The sequence below is a fragment of the Polaribacter cellanae genome (assembly GCF_017569185.1).
GTDB classification, from domain to species: Bacteria; Bacteroidota; Bacteroidia; order Flavobacteriales; family Flavobacteriaceae; genus Polaribacter; species Polaribacter cellanae.
This window is the reverse complement of record NZ_CP071869.1, coordinates 3,023,432-3,047,782: the sequence shown is the minus strand read 5'-3', so window position 1 is coordinate 3,047,782 and position 24,351 is coordinate 3,023,432. Positions and strand designations below refer to the sequence as shown.

Here is a 24,351-nt window from a genome sequence, read left to right as displayed (position 1 = left end):
TATTTTTTAAAATTTAGAAAAAATGAAAATTGTGGAACACTCTCTCGCTCGAAAATTTTAGAAATAATCAGAAAATTTGGAATTTAAAATGTTTGAACTTACTCGAATTCTGAAAATAAGTTTGGCGGATTTCTTACTCAAAATCTGAATATAGGAAGTTTTCGAATTGAGGAAAGACAAAAAATCTAAACTGTGGAATTTACTCAAACTCTGAATAAAAAATAGTGAGAAAATTACTCAAAAGTTGAAATTTTAAAGAGAGAAAAAGGAAAATAAGACGGAATTATAAACTGAAAAAACAACGATTTTGCAACAAAGTATAAAAATAATTGCTAATTTTAGCCTAACCGAAAGTAGTTGCAATTTTGCACACTTCTGAATTTCATGCTGAAATTCCTCGCGTACAAAACCGCAACTATTCTTATACAAACACGTTAGCAAATATTGTTCTCACTCAAACGCTGAAAAATAGTGAATTAAAACCAATCGGTTTTATCACAAAAAAGGAATTTCAAAATGCTGAGCACTCTCTCGCTCGTAAGATTTTGCGTGGGAATATACTCAAATGTGGAATTATAAAACGTGAGAATTTTCTTAAACTCAAAAAAAACAAAATTGCGAAATTTCCAATCAATCGTGAAATTTAGAAAGTTTGAGAAATTGAGCAGAAAATGAAAAATTGTGGAGTTCTTACTCAAAAGCTGAATTTTGGGATTCAATTAATGAACAAAGGAGAATGAAAAAAATAACATTTGCTAACAAAGTATAAAAATAATTGCTAATTTTAGCTTAACCAAAGGTAGTTGCAATTTTGCACACTTCTGAATTTCATTCTGAAATTCCTCGCGCACAAAACCGCAACTATTCTTATACATAAACGTTGGCAACCATTTAAGAAAAATCCGTAAACATTTGAAATATCCAGCCAAATAGAACCGAAAAAAATATTGTGGGCGGAATTGAATTGCGGAATTGACAAACTGAACTGAATACAAAACCGAATGAAAACGGATTTTTTGCCGACTAAAAGCTGAACCGAAAATTTTTGAGTTTTAAGCCGATTTCTGACAAGTGAAACGCATAAGAAACGTGAAAATTATTGCGGAATAAAAAACTGAACCGAAAACTATTGCGCCGAATTTTACTCGGACGGAAAAAATCAGCGGAAAAAGAATCGAATTTTTTTTTTGATTTTTAAGTAATAATCCGAAAAGTTTGTGTTTATCTACGAAAATGAATCTGAAAAGGAAAAAGCAGAATCGGAATGTGGAAAACCGTAAAAAGAATTAAGCAGAATTGACTAAATTGGTCGTTTAAAGAATAAAAACGACTGAATTAAAGCTGACATGAAAAAGCAAAGCGACAAAGGAAAAACGGTTGCCAACAAAGTATAAAAATAATTGCTATTTTGGCTAAACCAAAGGTAGTTGCAATTTTGCACACTTCTGAATTTCATGCTGAAATTCCTCGCGCACAAAACCGCAACTATTCTTATACAAACACGTTAGCTTTAATGCTCGGGACATTGCAGAACCGAAAATTTCAGGTTTAAATCAAAAGTCATTTAAAGCGGAATTTAAAAATAAAATGCGGAATATTGAGCTGAATAATCACTCAAACTCTGAATTGAATTGCGTCTGACTTTTTAGCTCGTTTGCGGAATCGAAAACTGAATTGAAAAGTGGAATTTCACTCAATCGGAATTTAGCAAGTTGCGGAATTGCCCACTCGAAATCTGAACTAAAAATATAGCGGAATTTGAGCAAGTTTGCGGAATGAAAGTAGAGCTGAATAAAAAATAAAATGCGGAATTAAAAAGCCAACCGAAATATAATATTGACTAAAAAATAAACGGACAAAAAAGCACTAAAGCTAACAAAGTATAAAAATAATTGCTAATTTTAGCCTAACCGAAAGTAGTTGCAATTTTGCACACTTCTGAATTTCATGCTGAAATTCCTCGCGCACAAAATCGCAACTATTCTTATACAAACACGTTCTACGCAATTTGAGAAAAACGCTTTACATATTAACAATCTTTCTGCTGACAATCAATGCTCAAGCTCAAAATGGAAAATCCGAATTTATCGGAACATATGGAGATATGATTTTGGCTAATGGAGAATTTGGAGGAACTGAATTGGAATTAAAAGCGGACTGGACTTTTCGATTACGAACAACTGATTATGTTTACCCACAAACCTTTAAAGATTATACAAACGAAGGAAAATGGATTTTAAAAGATGGAGAAGTTATTCTAAATCCAGATTTACAAAGACGAGAGCCAACTGTGAATATAATCGAAAAGCAAATTGGACTTAAAGACTCAATTGAAATTAAAGTCAATCATTATATTGAACTTTACGAAAACCAAAACTTGATTGAAAAACAAAAAACGGAATTTGAATTATTAACTCTGTACTTTAATAAAAGAAGAAAATACAAGCATTTAACGAGAGAATGGTTGAAAGAAGGAAGTTGCGCTTGGGCACCTCGAATAAGAAATAGAGTGAATTTGGATTCAACAAATACTTTTAGAATAGCAAAAAAAGACATTAAGAAAATCGGAATTTACACTTATGGTTTTACAGATTTTATAGAACTCAAAACTGAAAACAAAAATTCTGACTATTACGAATTAGATGTTGTAATTCCCATCGACAAAGAAAGAATGCCGAGAAATAAAAAAGTAATTATCAAAGGAAATAGAGCATATTTTTATGAAATTAAAGGGAAAGTAAAAAAGTCTCTGAACCATTTATGGAAAAAAACTGCGTAGAACAACGTGTATAATTCATTGCTAGTTATAGCCTACTTACGAAAGTCCTCGCGGACTTTCTATCTGCGATTTATTTGCTAACTTTAGTGCTTAAACACGCAACGAAATCATACACAAAACCGTTACCCAACATTTGAAAAAAACCTTTGAACATAACAACAAACTTCTGAAAATCCTCTTGAGGGAGAATATTTATTTTGTTATTGGTTTAATAATAATAACGCCTATTTATTATTATCTGAAAAAAGGAGAGCAATTTGTTTTGGACTTTTTGTTTATCAAAATAATGTCTGTGATTTTCTTAATCTATAATCTACCGAATTTCATTATTTATTTTAACTATTACAAAGAAAATAAGAATACGAAAATTAAAATTGACACAAAAAATAATAGCATCGGAATTGTCAAAAACGGAGTATTAAAACAATACAAAATAACGGAAATAAAATCTTCAATTTATCATTTAGGAATTTATTACAAAAATCGGATTGACAATGCAATGCGTTGGAAAATGATAAACTCTGACCTTGCATACTGGGATTTGGAATTTAATAATGGAGACAGATATTATATTTCAAACTTAATTGTGGACTTTCTGCACGACGAACCAATTGTGGAGAATACAAAGTATAGGTTTAGAATGTTTCAATACATTAACAAATCCGACTCTAAAGAAGCTTTAACTTTAAAGCAAGAATTGGAAAGGAAAAAAGAAAAAAGTCAAACGGAAAAGTTTGTGGAAAAATTTAAAACAAAATCTGAAACGGAATTGAATGAAATTTTGGCTAACAAATCAAAATATCAGAAAGAAGCTGTCAAAGCAGTTAAAATAATAATGGGAAATAAAAACGTTGGGTAACAACGTGTATAATTAATGGCTGGTTATAGCCTACTTACGAAAATCCTCACGGATTTTCTATTCGGTTTTTATTTGCTAAATTAGGTACTTAAACACGCCACTAATCATACACAAAACCGTTGGCAACCATTTAAGAAAAATCCGTAAACATTTGAAAAATCCAGCCAAATAGAACCGAAAAAAATATTGTGGGCGGAATTGAATTGCGGAATTGACAAACTGAACTGAATACAAAACCGAATGAAAACGGATTTTTTGCCGACTAAAAGCTGAACCGAAAATTTTTGAGTTTTAAGCCGATTTCTGACAAGCGAAACGCATAAGAAACGTGAAAATTATTGCGGAATAAAAAACTGAACCGAAAACTATTGCGCCGAATTTTACTCGGACGGAAAAAATCAGCGGAAAAAGAATCGAATTTTTTTTTATTTTTAAGTAATAATCCGAAAAGCTTGTGTTTATCTACGAAAATGAATCTGAAAAGGAAAAAGCAGAATCGGAATGTGGAAAATCGTAAAAAGAATTAAGCAGAATTGACTAAATTGGTCGTTTAAAGAATAAAAACGGCTGAATTAAAGCTGACGTGAAAAAGCAGAGAGACAAAGGAAAAACGGTTGCCAACAAAGTATAAAAATAATTGCTATTTTAGCTTAACCAAAGGTCGTTGCAATTTTGCACACTTCTGAATTTCATGCTGAAATTCCTCGCGCACAAAATCGCAACTATTCTTATACAAACACGTTGGCAACCATTTAAGAAAAATCCGTAAACATTTGAAATATCCAGCCAAATAGAACCGAAAAAAATATTGTGGGCGGAATTGAATTGCGGAATTGACAAACTGAACTGAATACAAAACCGAATGAAAACGGATTTTTTGCCGACTAAAAGCTGAACCGAAAATTTTTGAGTTTTAAGCGAATTTCTGACAAGCGAAACGCATAAGAAACGTGAAAATTATTGCGGAATAAAAAACTGAACCGAAAACTATTGCGCCGAATTTTACTCGGACGGAAAAAATCAGCGGAAAAAGAATCGAATTTTTTTTTTGATTTTTAAGTAATAATCCGAAAAGTTTGTGTTTATCTACGAAAATGAATCTGAAAAGGAAAAAGCAGAATCGGAATGTGGAAAACCGTAAAGTGAATTAAGCAGAATTGACTAAATTGGTCGTTTAAAGAATAAAAACGGCTGAATTAAAGCTGACGTGAAAAAGCAGAGCGACAAAGGAAAAACGGTTGCCAACAAAGTATAAAAATAATTGCTATTTTAGCTTAACCAAAGGTCGTTGCAATTTTGCACACTTCTGAATTTCATGCTGAAATTCCTCGCACACAAAATCGCAACTATTCTTATACATAAACGTTGGCAACCATTTAAGAAAAATCCGTAAACATTTGAAAAATCCAGCTAAATAGAACCGAAAAAAATATTGTGGGCGGAATTGAATTGCGGAATTGACAAACTGAACTGAATACAAAACCGAATTAAAACGGATTTTTTGCCGACTAAAATCTGAACCGAAAATTTTTGAGTTTTAAGCCGATTTCTGACAAGCGAAACGCATAAGAAACGTGAAAATTATTGCGGAATAAAAAACTGAACCGAAAACTATTGCGCCGAATTTTACTCGGACGGAAAAAGAATCGAATTTTTTTTTTTTTGATTTTTAAGTAATAATCCGAAAAGTTTGTGTTTATCTACGAAAATGAATCTGAAAAGGAAAAAGCAGAATCGGAATGTGGAAAATCGTAAAAAGAATTAAGCAGAATTGACTAAATTGGTCGTTTAAAAAATAAAAACGGATGAATTAAAGCTGACGTGAAAAAGCAGAGCGACAAAGGAAAAACGGTTGCCAACAAAGTATAAAAATAATTGCTATTTTAGCTTAACCAAAGGTCGTTGCAATTTTGCACACTTCTGAATTTCATGCTGAAATTCCTCGCGCACAAAACCGCAACTATTCTTATACAAACACGTTAGCAAATATTGTTCTCACTCAAACGCTGAAAAATAGTGAATTAAAACTAATCGGTTTTATCACAAAAAAGGAATTTCAAAATGCTGAGCACTCGCTCGCTCGTAAGATTTTGCGTGAGAATTTACTCAAATGTGGAATTATAAAACGTGAGAATTTTCTTAAACTCGAAAAACCAAAATTGCAGAATTTTCAAGGAATCGTGAAATTGAGCAAGTTTTAGAAATTGAGCAGAAAATAAAAAATATAAATTGCGGAATTCTTACTCAAAAGCTGAATTTTGGGATTTAATTAATGAATAAAGGAGAATGAAAAAAACAACATTTGCTAACAACGCATAAAAATAATTGCTATTTTAGCTAAACCAAAAGCAGTTGCAATTTTGCACACTTCTGAATTTCATGCTGAAATTCCTCGCGCACAAAATCGCAACTATTCTTATACAAAACCGTTAGCTTTAATGCTCGGGACATTGCAAAACCGAAAATTTCAGGTTTAAATCAAAAGTCATTTAAAGCAGAATTTAAAAATAAAATGCGGAATATTGAGCTGAATAATTACTCAAACTCTGAATTGAATTGCGTCTGACTTTTTAGCTCGTTTGCGGAATCGAAAACTGAATTGAAAAGCGGAATTTCACTCAATCGGAATTTAGCAAGTTGCGGAATTGTCCACTCAAAATCTGAACTAAAAATATTGCGGAATTTGAGCAAGTTTACGGAATAAAAGTCGAGCTGAATAAAAAATAAAATGCGGAATTAAAAAGCCGACCGAAATATAATATTGACTAAAAAATAAACGGACAAAAAAGCACTAAAGCTAACAAAGTATAAAAATAATTGCTAATTTTAGCCAAACCGAAAGTAGTTGCAATTTTGCACACTTCTGAATTTCATGCTGAAATTCCTCGCGCACAAAACCGCAACTATTCTTATACAAAAACGTTATGCCACATTTTGTCCTTCAAGTAACAATCTAGATAAACGAACGTCTTAAGAGAAACCAAGACCTAAATGGAAAAAATAAAATTTATCCTAGTTTTAACTATTCTTCTCGCTTCAAGCATCCAAGCACAGAACAAAGAACAACCTTCACAAACAGAATACGCAAAGGACATTCTAACAAAGGAAATAAAAAGAATGATTGAGGAGACTGGAATCCCTTCAATCTCAATTGCTTTGATAAGAGATGAAAATGTAGTTTGGGCGGAGGCATTTGGTTATGCCAATGTAAAGACCAAAACACCTGCAACAACTTCAACGACCTATTCAACCGGCTCGACAGCTAAACCATATATGTCGATGGCAATTATGCAGTTAGTGGAAAAAGGACTTGTCGACTTGGACAAACCGGTAAACGATTATCTCGAAAACCCGATTACATCATTTTCAGAAAACAGCAAACCGATTACGATAAGACATCTTCTATCGCATCAATCTGGATTGCCCGCTTCAGCTAATTTTGTACCCCTGTGGAGCAAGGAAAAACGTAAATCGCTAAAAGAAATAGCCAACAATGTCAAACCTGTCAGAGAACCCGAAAAGCAGTTTGAATATTGCAATGATGGATTCGTGATTTCTGCTTTGGTTATTCAAAATATAACGGGTAAAAACTATGGAGACTATGTAAACGATAATATTTTAAAGCCATTAGGCTTAGATAACTTAAATTTTACCCAACCAACCCCCGAAACCGTTGAGGAAATGGCTCTACCCTACAAATTAGCTTATAATAACTCATTCCCCATCGCTCAACAATATTCCGAACCCTACCCAGCTGGTGGACTAACGTATTTGACACCAACTCAAATGTCTCGATTTTTAATTGCGCATCTAAACAAAGGAAAATATCTGGAAAATAGACTTTTGAGCGAAGAATCGATGGGAGTTTTTCACGAAACAAGTTTTGGACACGAATATTACGGCTTGGGAATCGGAGTTGAAAAAAAGAATGATAAAACATACTTGTTCCATAGTGGGCTACAAGATGGTTATGTAGCAACTTTCAATATAAATTTGAACTCAAGGACAGGAGTTTATCTTATGGCAAACACTATAGCAGAAAGGCATTTAGCCGTACTTTCCGCTCTCGCCACGGAACTTATGGACGGAAATAAAGACTATAAACCAATTCCGTCTTTTGTGTCAAAAGAATTCAAAGAAATAAAAATAACTGAAAATGATTTGCACAAATTTATCGGCACATACAAAATTGACGGAACGAATTTTGACCTGACCATTTTAAAAAAGAAAGACAGACTATATTTGAAAAATCCGACAAATGTCGAATATGAAATAATACCTTATGAAAAAGACAAGTTTTACCTAAAAACGGAAGAGGAACAAATAGAATTCAAGAAATCCAAGAATAAAATAAGTGGAATGGTCTTACGCTCGAAAAATCAGGAAATAATTGCCAAACGAACGGAATAAAACGTGGCATAACACTGTATATAGCCAATTGCTTGCTTTTCCGATAAATGGGAAATTCTACCACGATTTACTATAGACACACACCTGAAAACCGATGACCGGTAAACGCAACTGGCCATATACTTTACCGTTAGCAAATATTGTTCTCACTCAAACGCTGAAAAATAGTGAATTAAAATTAATATATTTTATCACAAAAAAGGAATTTCAAAATGCTGAGCACTCTCTCGCTCGTAAGATTTTGCGTGGGAATTTACTCAAATGTGGAATTATAAAACGTGAGAATTTTCTCAAACTCGAAAAAACAAAATTGCGGAATTTCCAAGGAATCGTGAAATTTAGAAAGTTTGAGAAATTGAGCAGAAAATGAAAAATATAAATTACGGAATTCTTACTCAAAAGCTGAATTTTAGGATTTAATTAATGAACTAAGGAGAATAAAAAAAACAACATTTGCTAACAACGCATAAAAATAATTGCTAATTTTAGCTCAACCAAAGGTCGTTGCAATTTTGCGCACTTCTGAATTTCATGCTGAAATTCCTCGCGCACAAAATCGCAACTATTCTTATACAAACACGTTAGGCAACATTAGAACAAACCCATTGGAAAGGCAACAAGCAATAGAAAAATATTCAACAATCAAATTGACCGAACTTTCAGAAAAAGAAAGAGCGGAACAGTTAGAAGTTATGACTTTAGAAGATTGGAGCGATTCCATAGGTTGGAATTCTTTACCAAAACCTGTTCGGAATGAATTTGAGTCTGGGAAAGAAATTAAAAACCCTGAATTGGAAAAGTATGATGCAGTTTTAATGATTTGGTTAAGATATCGACTGGAATCTGTAACAAACGAATTCTTATGCGAAAAACTTAATCTTGACAGGATAATAGGCGAACCGATTAAACTCGAATCGTGTCCTTGTTGTGGTTACAGAACAATTGAAGAACGTGGTAATTATGATATTTGTAAAGTTTGCTGGTGGGAAGATGATGGACAAGACAATCAGCATTCTGAAAAAATAATGGGCGGACCGAATTACGGAATTAGTTTAGTTATAGGTAGATACAACTATCTGATTTATGGACTTTATGACCCAAAACGAACTGACCTGATGGAATTAAAAGCGGAACAAAACGAATTTGAAAAAGGCAGAATATTTGAAATAATTGACAATGAGTATCTGATTGAAAAAGGAACTGATTGGAAATGGAAAATAACGTTGCCTAACACCGTATAAAATTAATTGCTGGTAATAGCCTACTTACGAAAGTCCTCGCGGACTTTCTATACGTGATTTATTTGCTAATTTTAGTACTTAAAACACGCAACTAATCTTATACAAACACGTTGTGCGTAATCCCCCATAGAAACCTTCTTTCCTCATTACGTTGGCTAACGTAAAAATCGTATCTTTCTAAATAATTAATTTGAGCTCTTTGCAAGGCCGTTTTTCAAAGTGTTGCTACTGCGTGTAAGCACGTGCGCAATCCTGGTTGAAATGTTTGCCATCAGTACATTGGCGATCCCGATAGCTATCGGGAATCCCGTTCAGAATAATCTCTTTGCCTAAAGCACATTTCCTTAGAGCTTTTTAAAATCTTTAAGTATGAAAGAACAAATTAGCTTAGATGTAGTCAATAAAAATGCAGCAGGCATTGATATTGGTAGTAGAAGTCATTGGGTGGCAGTTGGTCAGAGCGATGACTTAATCAAAGAGTTTGGCGTCTACAATGAAAATCTATACCAACTTGCCGATTGGTTGACCTCACACAAGATTAAGCATGTTGCTATGGAGAGTACCGGAAACTACTGGCAAAATTTACATGCCGTACTGCTCTCAAGAGGATTTGAGGTAACCCTGTGCAATGGTAAATTTACCAAAAACATCAAAGGAAAGAAAACAGATGTCAAAGACTGTCAATGGATCCAAAAACTACACAGTTTAGGACTGCTCTCGGGTAGTTTTTTACCCGATGAAGACACCGAAATACTCAGGACATACACAAGACACCGATACAATCTGATAAAACAAGCTGCCTCGGCAACAAAGAAGATGCAGAAATACCTTAGACTTATGAATATTCGCCTCGATGTAGTGGTCAAAGATGTGGTGGGACTTACAGGACTTAAAATTATTCGTGCCATTGCTCTAGGCGAAACCGATCCAGAAAAACTAGCAAGTTTACGTCATTACAACTGCAAGAAAAGCGAAGAAGAAATTGCCAAAGCATTGCACTCCAACGGAAGAAAAGACTTCCTTTATGCACTAAAAGATGAGCTAGACACCTACGATTTCGTGCAAAAGAAGATAAGAGAATGTGACGACCAGATTGCCGCAAAACTCGACGAAATAATAGGTAAAGACCCTGAAAAACAAGAACATTATATCGATAAGAAACCGTATAAACGCGTTAACAAAAACACTCCTAAAGACATAGACATCAATTTAAAATCCTACCAAATGTTCAAAGGTGTAGACCTTTTAGCCATAGAAGGTATGAGTTACAATACCGTCCTTACCATTATGAGTGAAGTAGGTTTTGATGGAATCAAAAAGTTTAATTCCGCAAAACAATTTACATCTTGGCTTAGGCTGGCGCCCAACAACAAAGTAAGTGGTGGAAAAGTGCTATCCAGCAAAATAGGGAAAGGAAGCAACAGACTCAAAATTGCTCTGCGAAATGCAGCAAACTCCATTGGTAATTTAAAAGACAGCACACCACTGCGGGATTTTTTCCATAGAATCAACTTCAGAAAAGGCCGTGTCTCGGCCATCACTGCAACAGCAAGAAAATTAGCAGTCATCATTTGGAATATGGTCACAAAAGGAATCCCATACCAAAACCCAGAAGGCTATCTCTACCTTGACCAAAAAAGAAAATTAGGTATCGTTAAAAGAATGAAGAAACAAATCACTAAATTTGGAATAACAAATGACGATTTAGAGCTAAACACAACCCCTTGAAAAACAAGAATTTAATTTTACGTTAGTCAGAAGCAAAAACGACAACAGAACATAAAACAAACATTAGGAAATTAATGGAAGCAGGAAAAAGAACAATTAGAGATATATTTAACAGAGGTAGAAATTTAGAAATACCTTTTTTTCAAAGAGCATACGTTTGGGATACTGAACAATGGCAAAGATTTTTAGAAGATATGATTATGGTTTCGACAACGAAAAGACCATATTTTTTAGGTTCTGTAATTTTAAAACAGCAAGAAACTTCTTCAAATAAAGATTCGATTTTAACAGTCATTGACGGACAACAAAGACTTACGACCTTAAATATCTTTCTAAAAGTTCTGTGTTTAAAAAATAATGCCGACAACGATTTTACCGAAACTTTTAAAAAACAGCGAGATAAATCTATCATTTTACTTCATAATCACAACGACCAAGAATCATTCAATAAAGTTGTAAATCTTGAAAGTTCAACAGTTTTTAAAGACGTTTCTGAAAATGACAATATTCTTTCGGCTTATAATTTTTTCAACGAAAATATAACAGCAGAGGATTTAGAAAACTCAATTGATTTTTTCAATATTTTAGACAACATACTTTTTGTTGGGATTGACCTTGGTTACGAAGAGGACGAACAACAAATCTTTGACACAATCAATTCACTTGGAGTTAGGTTAACAACAGCAGAATTGCTGAAAAACTACTTTTTCAAACGTGACGAAATAGAAAGCTACAATAAGTATTGGAAGCAAGTATTTGAAAAAGATGACGACACCAAAATATATTGGGACAGAGAAATAACAACAGGTCGTTTAAGAAGAACATTCATAGACCTTTTCTTTTACTCGTATCTACAAATCAAAATACAAGAACCTGAACTGAAAGTAAATACCGAAGATAAAATTGAGTTTTCAAAAGTTGAGAACTTGTTTGAGTCTTACAAAAGGTTTATAAGAGATTATAAATTGGATAAAACCAAAATCCTTGACGAACTAAAAGAATACGCAGATTTATTTAAAGAAAATTTTGATTACGATATTGTTAATAATGAATTGAGTTCAGAAAGCGGAATTGAACGTATAAATGCAATTATCTTCGGACTTGACACTTCTACACTAATTCCCTACTCTCTTTATATTCTCAAAAATGTTGAGGATGAAACTCAACGAAACGAGCTTTTTGCATTTATAGAAAGTTATGTAATGCGTAGAATGGTTGTAAAAGCAACGACTAAAAACTACAATCAACTATTTACAGACCGATTAATATCTAATAAAATATTATCTAAACAGCAGTTTGTTGAATATTTAGAAGGCAGAAATGACAAGGTAAATTATTTACCAAATGACACCGAATTAAAACAAGGTTTTGAAAATTCAATTTTAATCAACAAACAAACCGCAGGAATTATATATCTAATTGAATCTAAAATTAGAAATAGAAATAAACAAGCTACCCAGCTTTTAGGAATTAGCAAATATAGTTTAGAGCATTTAATGCCAAAAAAATGGGAAAATAAATGGAATAGCGTTCCTACAAAAGAAGCCAAAGATTATAGAAATTTCAAACTAAAGACTTTGGGAAATTTAGCGATTATTACACAATCTTTAAACGCTTCAATTAGAGATTCCAATTGGCCAAAAAAAAAGAGAGGTAGCGGAAATAAAGAAGGCTTAAAACATTATTCGGGCGGAATTGAAACTCTTGCACCTTATCTTGAATTAAACGATTGGAACGAAACAGAAATTGAAAATAGAGCCGGATTTTTACTCGAAAAAGCGAAAGAAATATGGACAGCTGAAACAATGCCAGTGGCTAACAATGTATAAAAATAATAGCGGTTTAATCGCTAAAATGAAAGTAAGAAAATTAAAAAAAGGTCTGTGTTTAACCGAAAAATTAGTGTGTAAAAATCCGCCACTATTCTTATACTAGACCGTTGCCAAATATAGCTCACTCACTCAAAACCTGAATTGAAAATTGAGTTTTTAAAGCTAAAAAAGGAATTTAAAAATTGTGAAACACTCTCTCGATAATCGGAATTTTAGCAAAATGTTGAGTTTATAAAATGTGAAAAACTACTCTTTCGAAGTTTCGGAATTGAAAACTAAATGGTGGAATTATCACTCAATCCCAAAATTTCGGAAACTGAATTTAGAAAATTAGCGGGATTCTTACTCAAACTTGAAAAATAAAAAATGAGGAATTGACAAAAACTCAAATTAACAATGAAAAAAACTACATTTGGCAACAAAGTATAAAAATAATTGCTAATTTTAGCCTAACCAAAGGTAGTTGCAATTTTGCACACTTCTGAATTTCATTCTGAAATTCCTCGTGTACAAAATCGCAACTATTCTTATACAAACACGTTGGCAGTAATCCCCCATAGAAAGCTTCTTTCCTCATTACGTTGGCTAATGTAAAAATCGTATCTTTCTAAATAATTAATTTGAGCTCTTTGCAAGGCCGTTTTTCAAAGTGTTGCTACTGCGTGTAAGCACGTGCGCAATCCTGGTTGAAATGTTTGCCATCAGTACATTGGCGATCCCGATAGCTATCGGGAATCCCGTTCAGAATAATCTCTTTGCCTAAAGCACATTTCCTTAGAGCTTTTTAAAATCTTTAAGTATGAAAGAACAAATTAGCTTAGATGTAGTCAATAAAAATGCAGCAGGCATTGATATTGGTAGTAGAAGTCATTGGGTGGCAGTTGGTCAGAGCGATGACTTAATCAAAGAGTTTGGCGTCTACAATGAAAATCTATACCAACTTGCCGATTGGTTGACCTCACACAAGATTAAGCATGTTGCTATGGAGAGTACCGGAAACTACTGGCAAAATTTACATGCCGTACTGCTCTCAAGAGGATTTGAGGTAACCCTGTGCAATGGTAAATTTACCAAAAACATCAAAGGAAAGAAAACAGATGTCAAAGACTGTCAATGGATCCAAAAACTACACAGTTTAGGACTGCTCTCGGGTAGTTTTTTACCCGATGAAGACACCGAAATACTCAGGACATACACAAGACACCGATACAATCTGATAAAACAAGCTGCCTCGGCAACAAAGAAGATGCAGAAATACCTTAGACTTATGAATATTCGCCTCGATGTAGTGGTCAAAGATGTGGTGGGACTTACAGGACTTAAAATTATTCGTGCCATTGCTCTAGGCGAAACCGATCCAGAAAAACTAGCAAGTTTACGTCATTACAACTGCAAGAAAAGCGAAGAAGAAATTGCCAAAGCATTGCACTCCAACGGAAGAAAAGACTTCCTTTATGCACTAAAAGATGAGCTAGACACCTACGATTTCGTGCAAAAGAAAATAAGAGAATGTGACGACCAGATTGCCGCAAAACTCGACGAAATAATAGGTAAAGACCCTGAAAAACAAGAACATTATATCGATAAGAAACCGTATAAACGCATTAACAAAAACACCCCTAAAGACATAGACATCAATTTAAAATCCTACCAAATGTTCAAAGGTGTAGACCTTTTAGCCATAGAAGGTATGAGTTACAATACCGTCCTTACCATCATGAGTGAAGTAGGTTTTGATGGAATCAAAAAGTTTAATTCCGCAAAACAATTTACATCTTGGCTTAGGCTGGCGCCCAACAACAAAGTAAGTGGTGGAAAAGTGCTATCCAGCAAAATAGGGAAAGGAAGCAACAGACTCAAAATTGCTCTGCGAAATGCAGCAAACTCCATTGGTAATTTAAAAGACAGCACACCCCTGCGGGATTTTTTCCATAGAATCAACTTCAGAAAAGGCCGTGTCTCGGCCATCACTGCAACAGCAAGAAAATTAGCAGTCATCATTTGGAATATGGTCACAAAAGGAATTCCATACCAAAACCCAGAAGGCTATCTCTACCTTGACCAAAAAAGAAAATTAGGTATCGTTAAAAGAATGAAGAAACAAATCACTAAATTTGGAATAACAAATGACGATTTAGAGCTAAACACAACCCCTTGAAAAACAAGAATTTAATTTTACGTTAGTCAGAATGGAAAAAACCATATCAAGACAAGTAAAATTTAAGCAATGTCGGACAAATTTTATAAATACATCAACACCGTTTTAGTTACAGTTCCAATGAGACTGATTATGGCATTTGTTGGAATATCCCATAATTATGGATTCAAAGAAGGGTGGGTTCAAAAATTCATAGAAACAACTATTTTTATGTTCCCAATAGCATATCTATCTGTTCTTATTTTAGTGCCAATTGCCAGAAAATTAACGGATAAGATTGTTGGCAAAAAGGACAGCGATTAATTAAAGACATTTTTATGAAACACAAAACAATAAGCAAAAAAGTGCATATTCAAGTCAAGGGTAGCACTTCCAAAATGAGTGGTTATTTAGCTCAACCCGAAACTGATGGGAAATTTCCGAGCGTGATTATCGGAATGGAGATTTTTGGCGTAAATGGACACATAAAGGACATAACAAACAAAATCGCCAAGCTTGGTTACATAGCAATCGCTGTTGACTTTTATCATCGGACAGAACCAAATTTGGAACTTTCTTTTGACACAGAAGGTCGGAATAAAGGAATGGAATTGATGAACCAACTTTCACGTGAAGAAGTACTTAAAGATGTAAAAGCCACAATGGATTTTCTTAAATCAATGGAAAAAAGTACCAAAAAAATTGGTTTTATTGGATTTAGTATTGGAGGCCATATTGCTTACTTGGCTGCAACAAAACTTGACCTTTCAATTACAATTTGTTTTTACGCAGGTTGGATAGTGAACAAAGATATTAAATTAAGTCAACCAGAGCCAACAGTAACGCTGACTTCAGGTATTGCAAAAAACAATGGACAACTATACTATTTTGTTGGAGGGCAGGATAGCCTTATAACAAAAGAACAATTGGAATTAATGACAGAGGCTTTGACTTCCAACAACGTTCGTCACGAGATAATAGTTTATCCACAAGCAAAACACGGATTCTTCTGCGAACAGCGACCTTTAACTTTTGATAAGTCTTCGAGAGACAATGCTTGGGAACGAATACAAAAAATATTGAAAAACAAACTTTGAGACACTACGCACAACACAGTATATAAGCTATGGCTTGGTTAGTCCTCACTTGGAAAATCCTACGGGTTTTCCAAAGCCAGTTTTTATTTGGAAAGGTCTGTGCCGAGGCACGCCACAGCTCATATACAAACCCGTTGGCAACCATTTAAGAAAAATCCGTAAACATTTGAAAAATCCAGCCAAATAGAACCGAAAAAAATATTGTGGGCGGAATTGAATTGCGGAATTGACAAACTGAACTGAATACAAAACCGAATGAAAACGGATTTTTTGCCGACTAAAAGCTGAACCGAAAATTTTTGAGTTTTAAGCCGATTTCTGACAAGCGAAACGCATAAGAAACCTGAAAATTATTGCGGAATAAAAAACTGAACCGAAAACTATTGCGCCGAATTTTACTCGGACGGAAAAAGAATCGAAATTTTTTTTTTGGATTTTTAAGTAATAATCCGAAAAGCTGTGTTTATCTACGAAAATGAATCTGAAAAGGAAAAAGCAGAATCGGAATGTGGAAAACCGTAAAAAGAATTAAGCAGAATTGACTAAATTGGTCGTTTAAAGAATAAAAACGACTGAATTAAAGCTGACGTGAAAAAGCAAAGCGACAAAGGAAAAACGGTTGCCAACAAAGTATAAAAATAATTGCTATTTTGGCTAAACCAAAGGTAGTTGCAATTTTGCACACTTCTGAATTTCATGCTGAAATTCCTCGCGTACAAAACCGCAACTATTCTTATACATAAACGTTAGCAAATATTGTTCTCACTCAAACGCTGAAAAATAGTGAATTAAAACTAATCGGTTTTATCACAAAAAAGGAATTTCAAAATGCTGAGCACTCTCTCGCTCGTAAGATTTTGCGTGGGAATTTACTCAAATGTGGAATTATAAAACGTGAGAATTTTCTTAAACTCAAAAAAAACAAAATTGCGGAATTTCCAATCAATCGTGAAATTTAGAAAGCTTGAGAAATTGAGCAGAAAATGAAAAATATAAATTGCGGAATTCTTACTCAAAAGCTGAGTTTTAGGATTTAATTAATGAACTAAGGAGAATGAAAAAAACAACATTTGCTAACAACGCATAAAAATAATTGCTATTTTAGCTTAACCAAAGGTCGTTGCAATTTTGCACACTTCTGAATTTCATGCTGAAATTCCTCGCGCACAAAACCGCAACTATTCTTATACAAACACGTTGCCAGTAATATGAAAAAAACAAACATCGTACTAAAATTATTTATTATCACTTTGATTTTTACATCTTGTAATAGTCAAGTGAACCACATTGAAATTGACAAAATTGCGCATATTGACATATTTGAGAATTACGAAGACAATGTTAAGTTGAGTAAAGATATTGTCAATCAGAATTGGAATGAATTTTTAAAAACAAAAATTAGTGGATTTGACTCAAAAGACACTAAAGAATTGAAGTTCTTTACGAATACAAGACCAGAAGAAAACAAACTAATAATACAATTCAGATATCCGAAATTTGACAAACCAAAGAATTTGGAAAAAATCCGAGAAGTAACTATTGAGCAGATAGAGGAAATAAAAAAACAGCAGAAAAAAAATGAAACATTAATTTTGGAATCAACTAAAAAAGTTGAGGAACTAATTGAGATGTTGAACAACGAAAACTATTCTGAATTTTATAAAAACTTACATTCGAATATAACTAAAGAGTTTACTTACGAACAGTTTTTGAGTTTTTTAGAGCAAATAAAAGAATTAGGATTTGAAAATAAACAACGTGAATATCTTAATAAAGCATTAGTTAAATTCAATGATTCCCCAAACGAATTAACAGATATTATTGAATATAGATATTGGCAGAAAAATAATCGTGCGAAATATGAATCTTTCAATTTTCAGAATTTTAACGGAAAAATGGAATTAGTTGGCTATCGAGTATATTAAAAAATACTACTGGCAACAATGTGTATAATTCATTGCTAGTTATAGCCTACTTACGAAAGTCCTCGCGGACTTTCTATCTGTGATTTATTTGCTAACTTTAGTGCTTAAACACGCAACGAAATCATACACTAGACCGTTGTGGTGCATTTGAAAAAACATCGTGCTGACATTAGAAATCGTGCAAAATGAAAGAATTCTTTAAAGACATATTTGAATATCATAATCATTTTAATCAAAAGCTAATTGAGCAACTTGCTGAAAACGAAAACGCAATAACAAAACGTACGATTCCGCTTTTATCACATTCAATAAACGCACAACAAATATGGAATGCAAGAATAACCAATGGCCAAACATTTGGCGTTCACGAAAACCATACTTTAGATGAATGCAAGCGGATTGATACTGAAAATTATAAACAAACTCTGAAAATAATTGATGAACGTGAATTGACTGAAATAATAATTTACGCTAATTCTAAAGGAGCTGAATTCAGAAATTCAATACAGCAGATTTTATTTCATATCGCAAATCATTTTAGCCATCATAAGGGTCAAATTATATCTGATTTAAGACAAAGCGGAATACATCCAATCGTTACGGATTACATTTTTTATAAACGCTGAACTGAATAAAAAAGGAAAAACTGAATGAAGAAAAAACGCACCACAACAACGGCTATAAGTAATGCGGGATTAGGTGCTTAACCCAAAAATAATGGCTAATTTGCAATGACCGCCAAAACCTTGTTTTGGCTCATTAAAAAAGAAAAAATAATAAGCAAGAAACAAGGTTTTGGCTCTGTGCTCAACCGAAAGGAAAGTGCGTGTTTGCGCCCGCACTACTCATAGCCACGACCGTTGCCAAATATAGCTCACTCACTCAAAACCTGAATTGAAAATTGAGTTTTTAAAGCTAAAAAAGGAATTTAAAAATTGTGAAACACTCTCTCGATAATCGGAATTTTAGCAAAATGTTGAGTTTATAAAATGTGAAAAACTACTCTTTCGAAGTTTCGGAATTGAAAACTAAATGGTGGAATTATCACTCAATCCCAAAATTTCGGAAACTGAATTTAGAAAATTAGCGGGATTCTTACTCAAACTTGAAAAATAAAAAATGAGGAATTGACAAAAACTCAAATTAACAATGAAAAAAACTACATTTGGCAACAAAGTATAAAAATAATTGCTAATTTTAGCTTAACCAAAGGTAGTTGCAATTTTGCACACTTCTGAATTTCATGCTGAAATTCCTCGCGCACAAAATCGCAACTATTCTTATACAAAAACGTTGGCAACCATTTAAGAAAAATCCGTAAACATTTGAAAAATCCAGCCAAATAGAACCGAAAAAAATATTGTGGGCGGAATTGAATTGCGGAATTGACAAACTGAACTGAATACAAAACCGAATGAAAACGGATTTTTTGCCGACTAAAAGCTGAACCGAAAATTTTTGAGTTTTAAGCCGATTTCTGACAAGCGAAACGCATAAGAAACGTGAAAATTATTGCGGAATAAAAAACTGAACCGAAAACTATTGCGCCGAATTTTACTCGGACGGAAAAAATCAGCGGAAAAAGAATCGAATTTTTTTTTTGATTTTTAAGTAATAATCCGAAAAGTTTGTGTTTATCTACGAAAATGAATCTGAAAAGGAAAAAGCAGAATCGGAATGTGGAAAATCGTAAAAAGAATTAAGCAGAATTGACTAAATTGGTCGTTTAAAGAATAAAAACGGCTGAATTAAAGCTGACGTGAAAAAGCAGAGCGACAAAGGAAAAACGGTTGCCAACAAAGTATAAAAATAATTGCTATTTTTAGCTAAATTAAAGGTAGTTGCAATTTTGCACACTTCTGAATTTCATGCTGAAATTCCTCGCGCACAAAACCGCAACTATTCTTATACAAACACGTTAGCAAATATTGTTCTCACTCAAACGCTGAAAAATAGTGAATTAAAACTAATCGGTTTTATCACAAAAAAGGAATTTCAAAATGCTGAGCACTCGCTCGCTCGTAAGATTTTGCGTGGGAATTTACTCAAATGTGGAATTATAAAACGTGAGAATTTTCTCAAACTCGAAAAACCAAAATTGCGGAATTTCCAATCAATCGTGAAATTGAGCAAGTTTGAGAAATTGAGCAGAAAATGAAAAATATAAATTACGGAATTCTTACTCAAAAGCTGAGTTTTAGGATTTAATTAATAAACTAAGGAGAATGAAAAAAACAACATTTGCTAACAACGCATAAAAATAATTGCTACTTTTAGCTTAACCAAAGGTAGTTGCAATTTTGCACACTTCTGAATTTCATGCTGAAATTCCTCGCGCACAAAATCGCAACTATTCTTATACAAAAACGTTAGCAAATATTGTTCTCACTCAAACGCTGAAAAATAGTGAATTAAAACTAATCGGTTTTATCACAAAAAAGGAATTTCAAAATGCTGAGCACTCTCTCGCTCGTAAGATTTTGCGTGGGAATATACTCAAATGTGGAATTATAAAACGTGAGAATTTTCTTAAACTCGAAAAACAAAATTGCGGAATTTCCAATCAATCGTGAAATTTAGCAAGTTTGAGGAATTGAGCAGAAAATGAAAAATATAAATTGCGGAATTCTTACTCAAAAGCTGAGTTTTAGGATTTAATTAATGAACTAAGGAGAATGAAAAAAACAACATTTGCTAACAACGCATAAAAATAATTGCTATTTTAGCTTAACCAAAGGTCGTTGCAATTTTGCACACTTCTGAATTTCATGCTGAAATTCCTCGCGCACAAAATCGCAACTATTCTTATACAAAAACGTTAGCTTTAATGCTCGGGACATTGCAAAACCGAAAATTTCAGGTTTAAATCAAAAGTCATTTAAAGCAGAATTTAAAAATAAAATGCGGAATATTGAGCTGAATAATTACTCAAACTCTGAATTGAATTGCGTCTGACTTTTTAGCTCGTTTGCGGAATCGAAAACTGAATTAAAAAGCGGAATTTCACTCAATCGGAATTTAGCAAGTTGCGGAATTGCCCACTCGAAATCTGAACTAAAAATATAGCGGAATTTGAGCAAGTTTACGGAATAAAAGTCGAGCTGAATAAAAAATAAAATGCGGAATTAAAAAGCCGACCGAAATATAATATTGACTAAAAAATAAACGGACAAAAAAGCACTAAAGCTAACAAAGTATAAAAATAATTGCTAATTTTAGCTTAACCAAAGGTAGTTGCAATTTTGCACACTTCTGAATTTCATGCTGAAATTCCTCGCGCGCAAAACCGCAACTATTCTTATACAAACACGTTACCCAACATTTGAAAAAAACCTTTGAACATAACAACAAACTTCTGAAAATCCTCTTGAGGGAGAATATTTATTTTGTTATTGGTTTAATAATAATAACGCCTATTTATTATTATCTGAAAAAAGGAGAGCAATTTGTTTTGGACTTTTTGTTTATCAAAATAATGTCTGTGATTTTCTTAATCTATAATCTACCGAATTTCATTATTTATTTTAACTATTACAAAGAAAATAAGAATACGAAAATTAAAATTGACACAAAAAATAATAGCATCGGAATTGTCAAAAACGGAGTATTAAAACAATACAAAATAACGGAAATAAAATCTTCAATTTATCATTTAGGAATTTATTACAAAAATCGGATTGACAATGCAATGCGTTGGAAAATGATAAACTCTGACCTTGCATACTGGGATTTGGAATTTAATAATGGAGACAGATATTATATTTCAAACTTAATTGTGGACTTTCTGCACGACGAACCAATTGTGGAGAATACAAAGTATAGGTTTAGAATGTTTCAATACATTAACAAATCCGACTCTAAAGAAGCTTTAACTTTAAAGCAAGAATTGGAAAGGAAAAAAGAAAAAAGTCAAACGGAAAAGTTTGTGGAAAAATTTAAAACAAAATCTGAAACGGAATTGAATGAAATTTTGGCTAACAAATCAAAATATCAGAAAGAAGCTGTCAAAGCAGTTAAAATAATAATGGGAAATAAAAACGTTGGGTAACAACGTGTATAATTAATGGCTGGTTATAGCCTACTTACGAAAATCCTCACGGATTTTCTATTCGGTTTTTATTTGCTAAATTAGGTACTTAAACACGCCACTAATCATACACAAAACCGTTGGCAACCATTTAAGAAAAATCCGTAAACATTTGAAATATCCAGCCAAATAGAACCGAAAAAAATATTGTGGGCGGAATTGAATTACGGAATTGACAAACTGAACTGAATACAAAACCGAATGAAAACGGATTTTTTACCGACTAAAAGCTGAACCGAAAATTTTTGAGTTTTAAGCCGATTTCTGACAAGTGAAACGCATAAGAAACGTGAAAATTATTGCGGAATAAAAAACTGAACCGAAAACTATTGCGCCGAATTTTACTCGGACGGAAAAAATCAGCGGAAAAAGAATCGAATTTTTTTTTTGATTTTTAAGTAATAATCCGAAAAGTTTGTGTTTATCTACGAAAATGAATCTGAAAAGGAAAAAGCAGAATCGGAATGTGGAAAACCGTAAAAAGAATTAAGCAGAATTGACTAAATTGGTCGTTTAAAGAATAAAAACGACTGAATTAAAGCTGACATGAAAAAGCAAAGCGACAAAGGAAAAACGATTGCCAACAAAGTATAAAAATAATTGCTAATTTTAGCTTAACCAAAGGTAGTTGCAATTTTGCACACTTCTGAATTTCATGCTGAAATTCCTCGCGCACAAAACCGCAACTATTCTTATACAAGACCGTTATGCCACATTTTGTCCTTCAAGTAACAATCTAGATAAACGAACGTCTTAAGAGAAACCAAGACCTAAATGGAAAAAATAAAATTTATCCTAGTTTTAACTATTCTTCTCGCTTCAAGCATCCAAGCACAGAACAAAGAACAACCTTCACAAACAGAATACGCAAAGGACATTCTAACAAAGGAAATAAAAAGAATGATTGAGGAGACTGGAATCCCTTCAATCTCAATTGCTTTGATAAGAGATGAAAATGTAGTTTGGGCGGAGGCATTTGGTTATGCCAATGTAAAGACCAAAACACCTGCAACAACTTCAACGACCTATTCAACCGGCTCGACAGCTAAACCATATATGTCGATGGCAATTATGCAGTTAGTGGAAAAAGGACTTGTCGACTTGGACAAACCGGTAAACGATTATCTCGAAAACCCGATTACATCATTTTCAGAAAACAGCAAACCGATTACGATAAGACATCTTCTATCGCATCAATCTGGATTGCCCGCTTCAGCTAATTTTGTACCCCTGTGGAGCAAGGAAAAACGTAAATCGCTAAAAGAAATAGCCAACAATGTCAAACCTGTCAGAGAACCCGAAAAGCAGTTTGAATATTGCAATGATGGATTCGTGATTTCTGCTTTGGTTATTCAAAATATAACGGGTAAAAACTATGGAGACTATGTAAACGATAATATTTTAAAGCCATTAGGCTTAGATAACTTAAATTTTACCCAACCAACCCCCGAAACCGTTGAGGAAATGGCTCTACCCTACAAATTAGCTTATAATAACTCATTCCCCATCGCTCAACAATATTCCGAACCCTACCCAGCTGGTGGACTAACGTATTTGACACCAACTCAAATGTCTCGATTTTTAATTGCGCATCTAAACAAAGGAAAATATCTGGAAAATAGACTTTTGAGCGAAGAATCGATGGGAGTTTTTCACGAAACAAGTTTTGGACACGAATATTACGGCTTGGGAATCGGAGTTGAAAAAAAGAATGATAAAACATACTTGTTCCATAGTGGGCTACAAGATGGTTATGTAGCAACTTTCAATATAAATTTGAACTCAAGGACAGGAGTTTATCTTATGGCAAACACTATAGCAGAAAGGCATTTAGCCGTACTTTCCGCTCTCGCCACGGAACTTATGGACGGAAATAAAGACTATAAACCAATTCCGTCTTTTGTGTCAAAAGAATTCAAAGAAATAAAAATAACTGAAAATGATTTGCACAAATTTATCGGCACATACAAAATTGACGGAACGAATTTTGACCTGACCATTTTAAAAAAGAAAGACAGACTATATTTGAAAAATCCGACAAATGTCGAATATGAAATAATACCTTATGAAAAAGACAAGTTTTACCTAAAAACGGAAGAGGAACAAATAGAATTCAAGAAATCCAAGAATAAAATAAGTGGAATGGTCTTACGCTCGAAAAATCAGGAAATAATTGCCAAACGAACGGAATAAAACGTGGCATAACACTGTATATAGCCAATTGCTTGCTTTTCCGATAAATGGGAAATTCTACCA

General features: G+C 33.4%; 16 protein-coding genes. All 16 read left to right on the top strand.

Going from position 1 to position 24,351, the window contains the following annotated elements; genetic code table 11:
* Positions 1 to 365 precede the first annotated feature (365 nt).
* The 16 genes from J3359_RS13680 (at position 366) to J3359_RS13605 (ending at position 24,288) form a co-directional block, all read left to right on the top strand.
* Positions 366 to 647, top strand: coding sequence for a hypothetical protein (locus J3359_RS13680; protein ID WP_208077349.1), 282 nt, complete (start codon positions 366 to 368; stop codon positions 645 to 647).
* A gap of 1,361 nt (positions 648 to 2,008) precedes the next feature.
* Positions 2,009 to 2,779: a hypothetical protein gene (locus tag J3359_RS13675; RefSeq protein ID WP_208077401.1), complete on the top strand. Its 771-nt coding sequence runs from the start codon at positions 2,009 to 2,011 to the stop codon at positions 2,777 to 2,779.
* Between the two features lie 133 nt (positions 2,780 to 2,912).
* Positions 2,913 to 3,638, top strand: a complete 726-nt coding sequence (locus tag J3359_RS13670) for a PH domain-containing protein (protein WP_496559658.1) — start codon at positions 2,913 to 2,915, stop codon at positions 3,636 to 3,638.
* 1,910 nt (positions 3,639 to 5,548) lie between these two features.
* On the top strand, positions 5,549 to 5,839 hold the full coding sequence (locus J3359_RS13665; protein ID WP_208077400.1) for a hypothetical protein: 291 nt from the start codon (positions 5,549 to 5,551) through the stop codon (positions 5,837 to 5,839).
* A gap of 790 nt (positions 5,840 to 6,629) precedes the next feature.
* Positions 6,630 to 8,048 carry a serine hydrolase domain-containing protein gene (locus J3359_RS13660; RefSeq protein ID WP_208077392.1) on the top strand — a complete coding sequence of 473 codons (1,419 nt, stop codon included), beginning with the start codon at positions 6,630 to 6,632 and terminating at the stop codon, positions 8,046 to 8,048.
* A gap of 605 nt (positions 8,049 to 8,653) precedes the next feature.
* Positions 8,654 to 9,289 (top strand): CPCC family cysteine-rich protein, encoded by a 636-nt coding sequence (locus J3359_RS13655; protein ID WP_208077399.1) that lies wholly within the window; start codon positions 8,654 to 8,656, stop codon positions 9,287 to 9,289.
* Positions 9,290 to 9,658: 369 nt separating this feature from the next.
* Positions 9,659 to 11,017 carry an IS110 family RNA-guided transposase gene (locus J3359_RS13650; protein ID WP_208077362.1) on the top strand — a complete coding sequence of 453 codons (1,359 nt, stop codon included), beginning with the start codon at positions 9,659 to 9,661 and terminating at the stop codon, positions 11,015 to 11,017.
* Positions 11,018 to 11,091: 74 nt separating this feature from the next.
* Entirely contained in the window at positions 11,092 to 12,846 is a 1,755-nt protein-coding gene (locus J3359_RS13645; RefSeq protein ID WP_208077361.1) for a DUF262 domain-containing protein, read from the top strand.
* An 802-nt stretch (positions 12,847 to 13,648) separates the two neighbouring features.
* Positions 13,649 to 15,007 carry an IS110 family RNA-guided transposase gene (locus J3359_RS13640; protein ID WP_208077360.1) on the top strand — a complete coding sequence of 453 codons (1,359 nt, stop codon included), beginning with the start codon at positions 13,649 to 13,651 and terminating at the stop codon, positions 15,005 to 15,007.
* A 69-nt stretch (positions 15,008 to 15,076) separates the two neighbouring features.
* On the top strand, positions 15,077 to 15,310 hold the full coding sequence (locus J3359_RS13635; RefSeq protein ID WP_208077398.1) for a DUF2798 domain-containing protein: 234 nt from the start codon (positions 15,077 to 15,079) through the stop codon (positions 15,308 to 15,310).
* 14 nt (positions 15,311 to 15,324) lie between these two features.
* Entirely contained in the window at positions 15,325 to 16,083 is a 759-nt protein-coding gene (locus J3359_RS13630) for a dienelactone hydrolase family protein (protein ID WP_208077397.1), read from the top strand.
* A gap of 1,208 nt (positions 16,084 to 17,291) precedes the next feature.
* Positions 17,292 to 18,008: a hypothetical protein gene (locus tag J3359_RS13625; protein ID WP_208077396.1), complete on the top strand. Its 717-nt coding sequence runs from the start codon at positions 17,292 to 17,294 to the stop codon at positions 18,006 to 18,008.
* Between the two features lie 185 nt (positions 18,009 to 18,193).
* A complete protein-coding gene (locus J3359_RS13620) occupies positions 18,194 to 18,634 on the top strand; it encodes a DinB family protein (RefSeq protein WP_208077395.1) in 441 nt (146 codons plus the stop codon).
* A gap of 1,674 nt (positions 18,635 to 20,308) precedes the next feature.
* A complete protein-coding gene (locus J3359_RS13615) occupies positions 20,309 to 20,581 on the top strand; it encodes a hypothetical protein (protein WP_208077394.1) in 273 nt (90 codons plus the stop codon).
* A 749-nt stretch (positions 20,582 to 21,330) separates the two neighbouring features.
* The gene (locus J3359_RS13610; protein WP_496559658.1) at positions 21,331 to 22,056 is read left to right on the top strand and encodes a PH domain-containing protein; all 726 of its coding nucleotides are present in this window, start codon (positions 21,331 to 21,333) and stop codon (positions 22,054 to 22,056) included.
* 813 nt (positions 22,057 to 22,869) lie between these two features.
* On the top strand, positions 22,870 to 24,288 hold the full coding sequence (locus J3359_RS13605; protein ID WP_208077392.1) for a serine hydrolase domain-containing protein: 1,419 nt from the start codon (positions 22,870 to 22,872) through the stop codon (positions 24,286 to 24,288).
* The last annotated feature ends 63 nt before the right edge of the window (positions 24,289 to 24,351 follow it).

Coding starts and splice junctions, on each gene's coding strand:
- J3359_RS13660 (WP_208077392.1), top strand. CDS start 6,630: ATGGAAAAAATAAAATTTATCCTAGTTTTAACTATTCTTCTCGCTTCA.
- J3359_RS13650 (WP_208077362.1), top strand. CDS start 9,659: ATGAAAGAACAAATTAGCTTAGATGTAGTCAATAAAAATGCAGCAGGC.
- J3359_RS13645 (WP_208077361.1), top strand. CDS start 11,092: ATGGAAGCAGGAAAAAGAACAATTAGAGATATATTTAACAGAGGTAGA.
- J3359_RS13640 (WP_208077360.1), top strand. CDS start 13,649: ATGAAAGAACAAATTAGCTTAGATGTAGTCAATAAAAATGCAGCAGGC.
- J3359_RS13635 (WP_208077398.1), top strand. CDS start 15,077: ATGTCGGACAAATTTTATAAATACATCAACACCGTTTTAGTTACAGTT.
- J3359_RS13630 (WP_208077397.1), top strand. CDS start 15,325: ATGAAACACAAAACAATAAGCAAAAAAGTGCATATTCAAGTCAAGGGT.
- J3359_RS13625 (WP_208077396.1), top strand. CDS start 17,292: ATGAAAAAAACAAACATCGTACTAAAATTATTTATTATCACTTTGATT.
- J3359_RS13620 (WP_208077395.1), top strand. CDS start 18,194: ATGAAAGAATTCTTTAAAGACATATTTGAATATCATAATCATTTTAAT.
- J3359_RS13605 (WP_208077392.1), top strand. CDS start 22,870: ATGGAAAAAATAAAATTTATCCTAGTTTTAACTATTCTTCTCGCTTCA.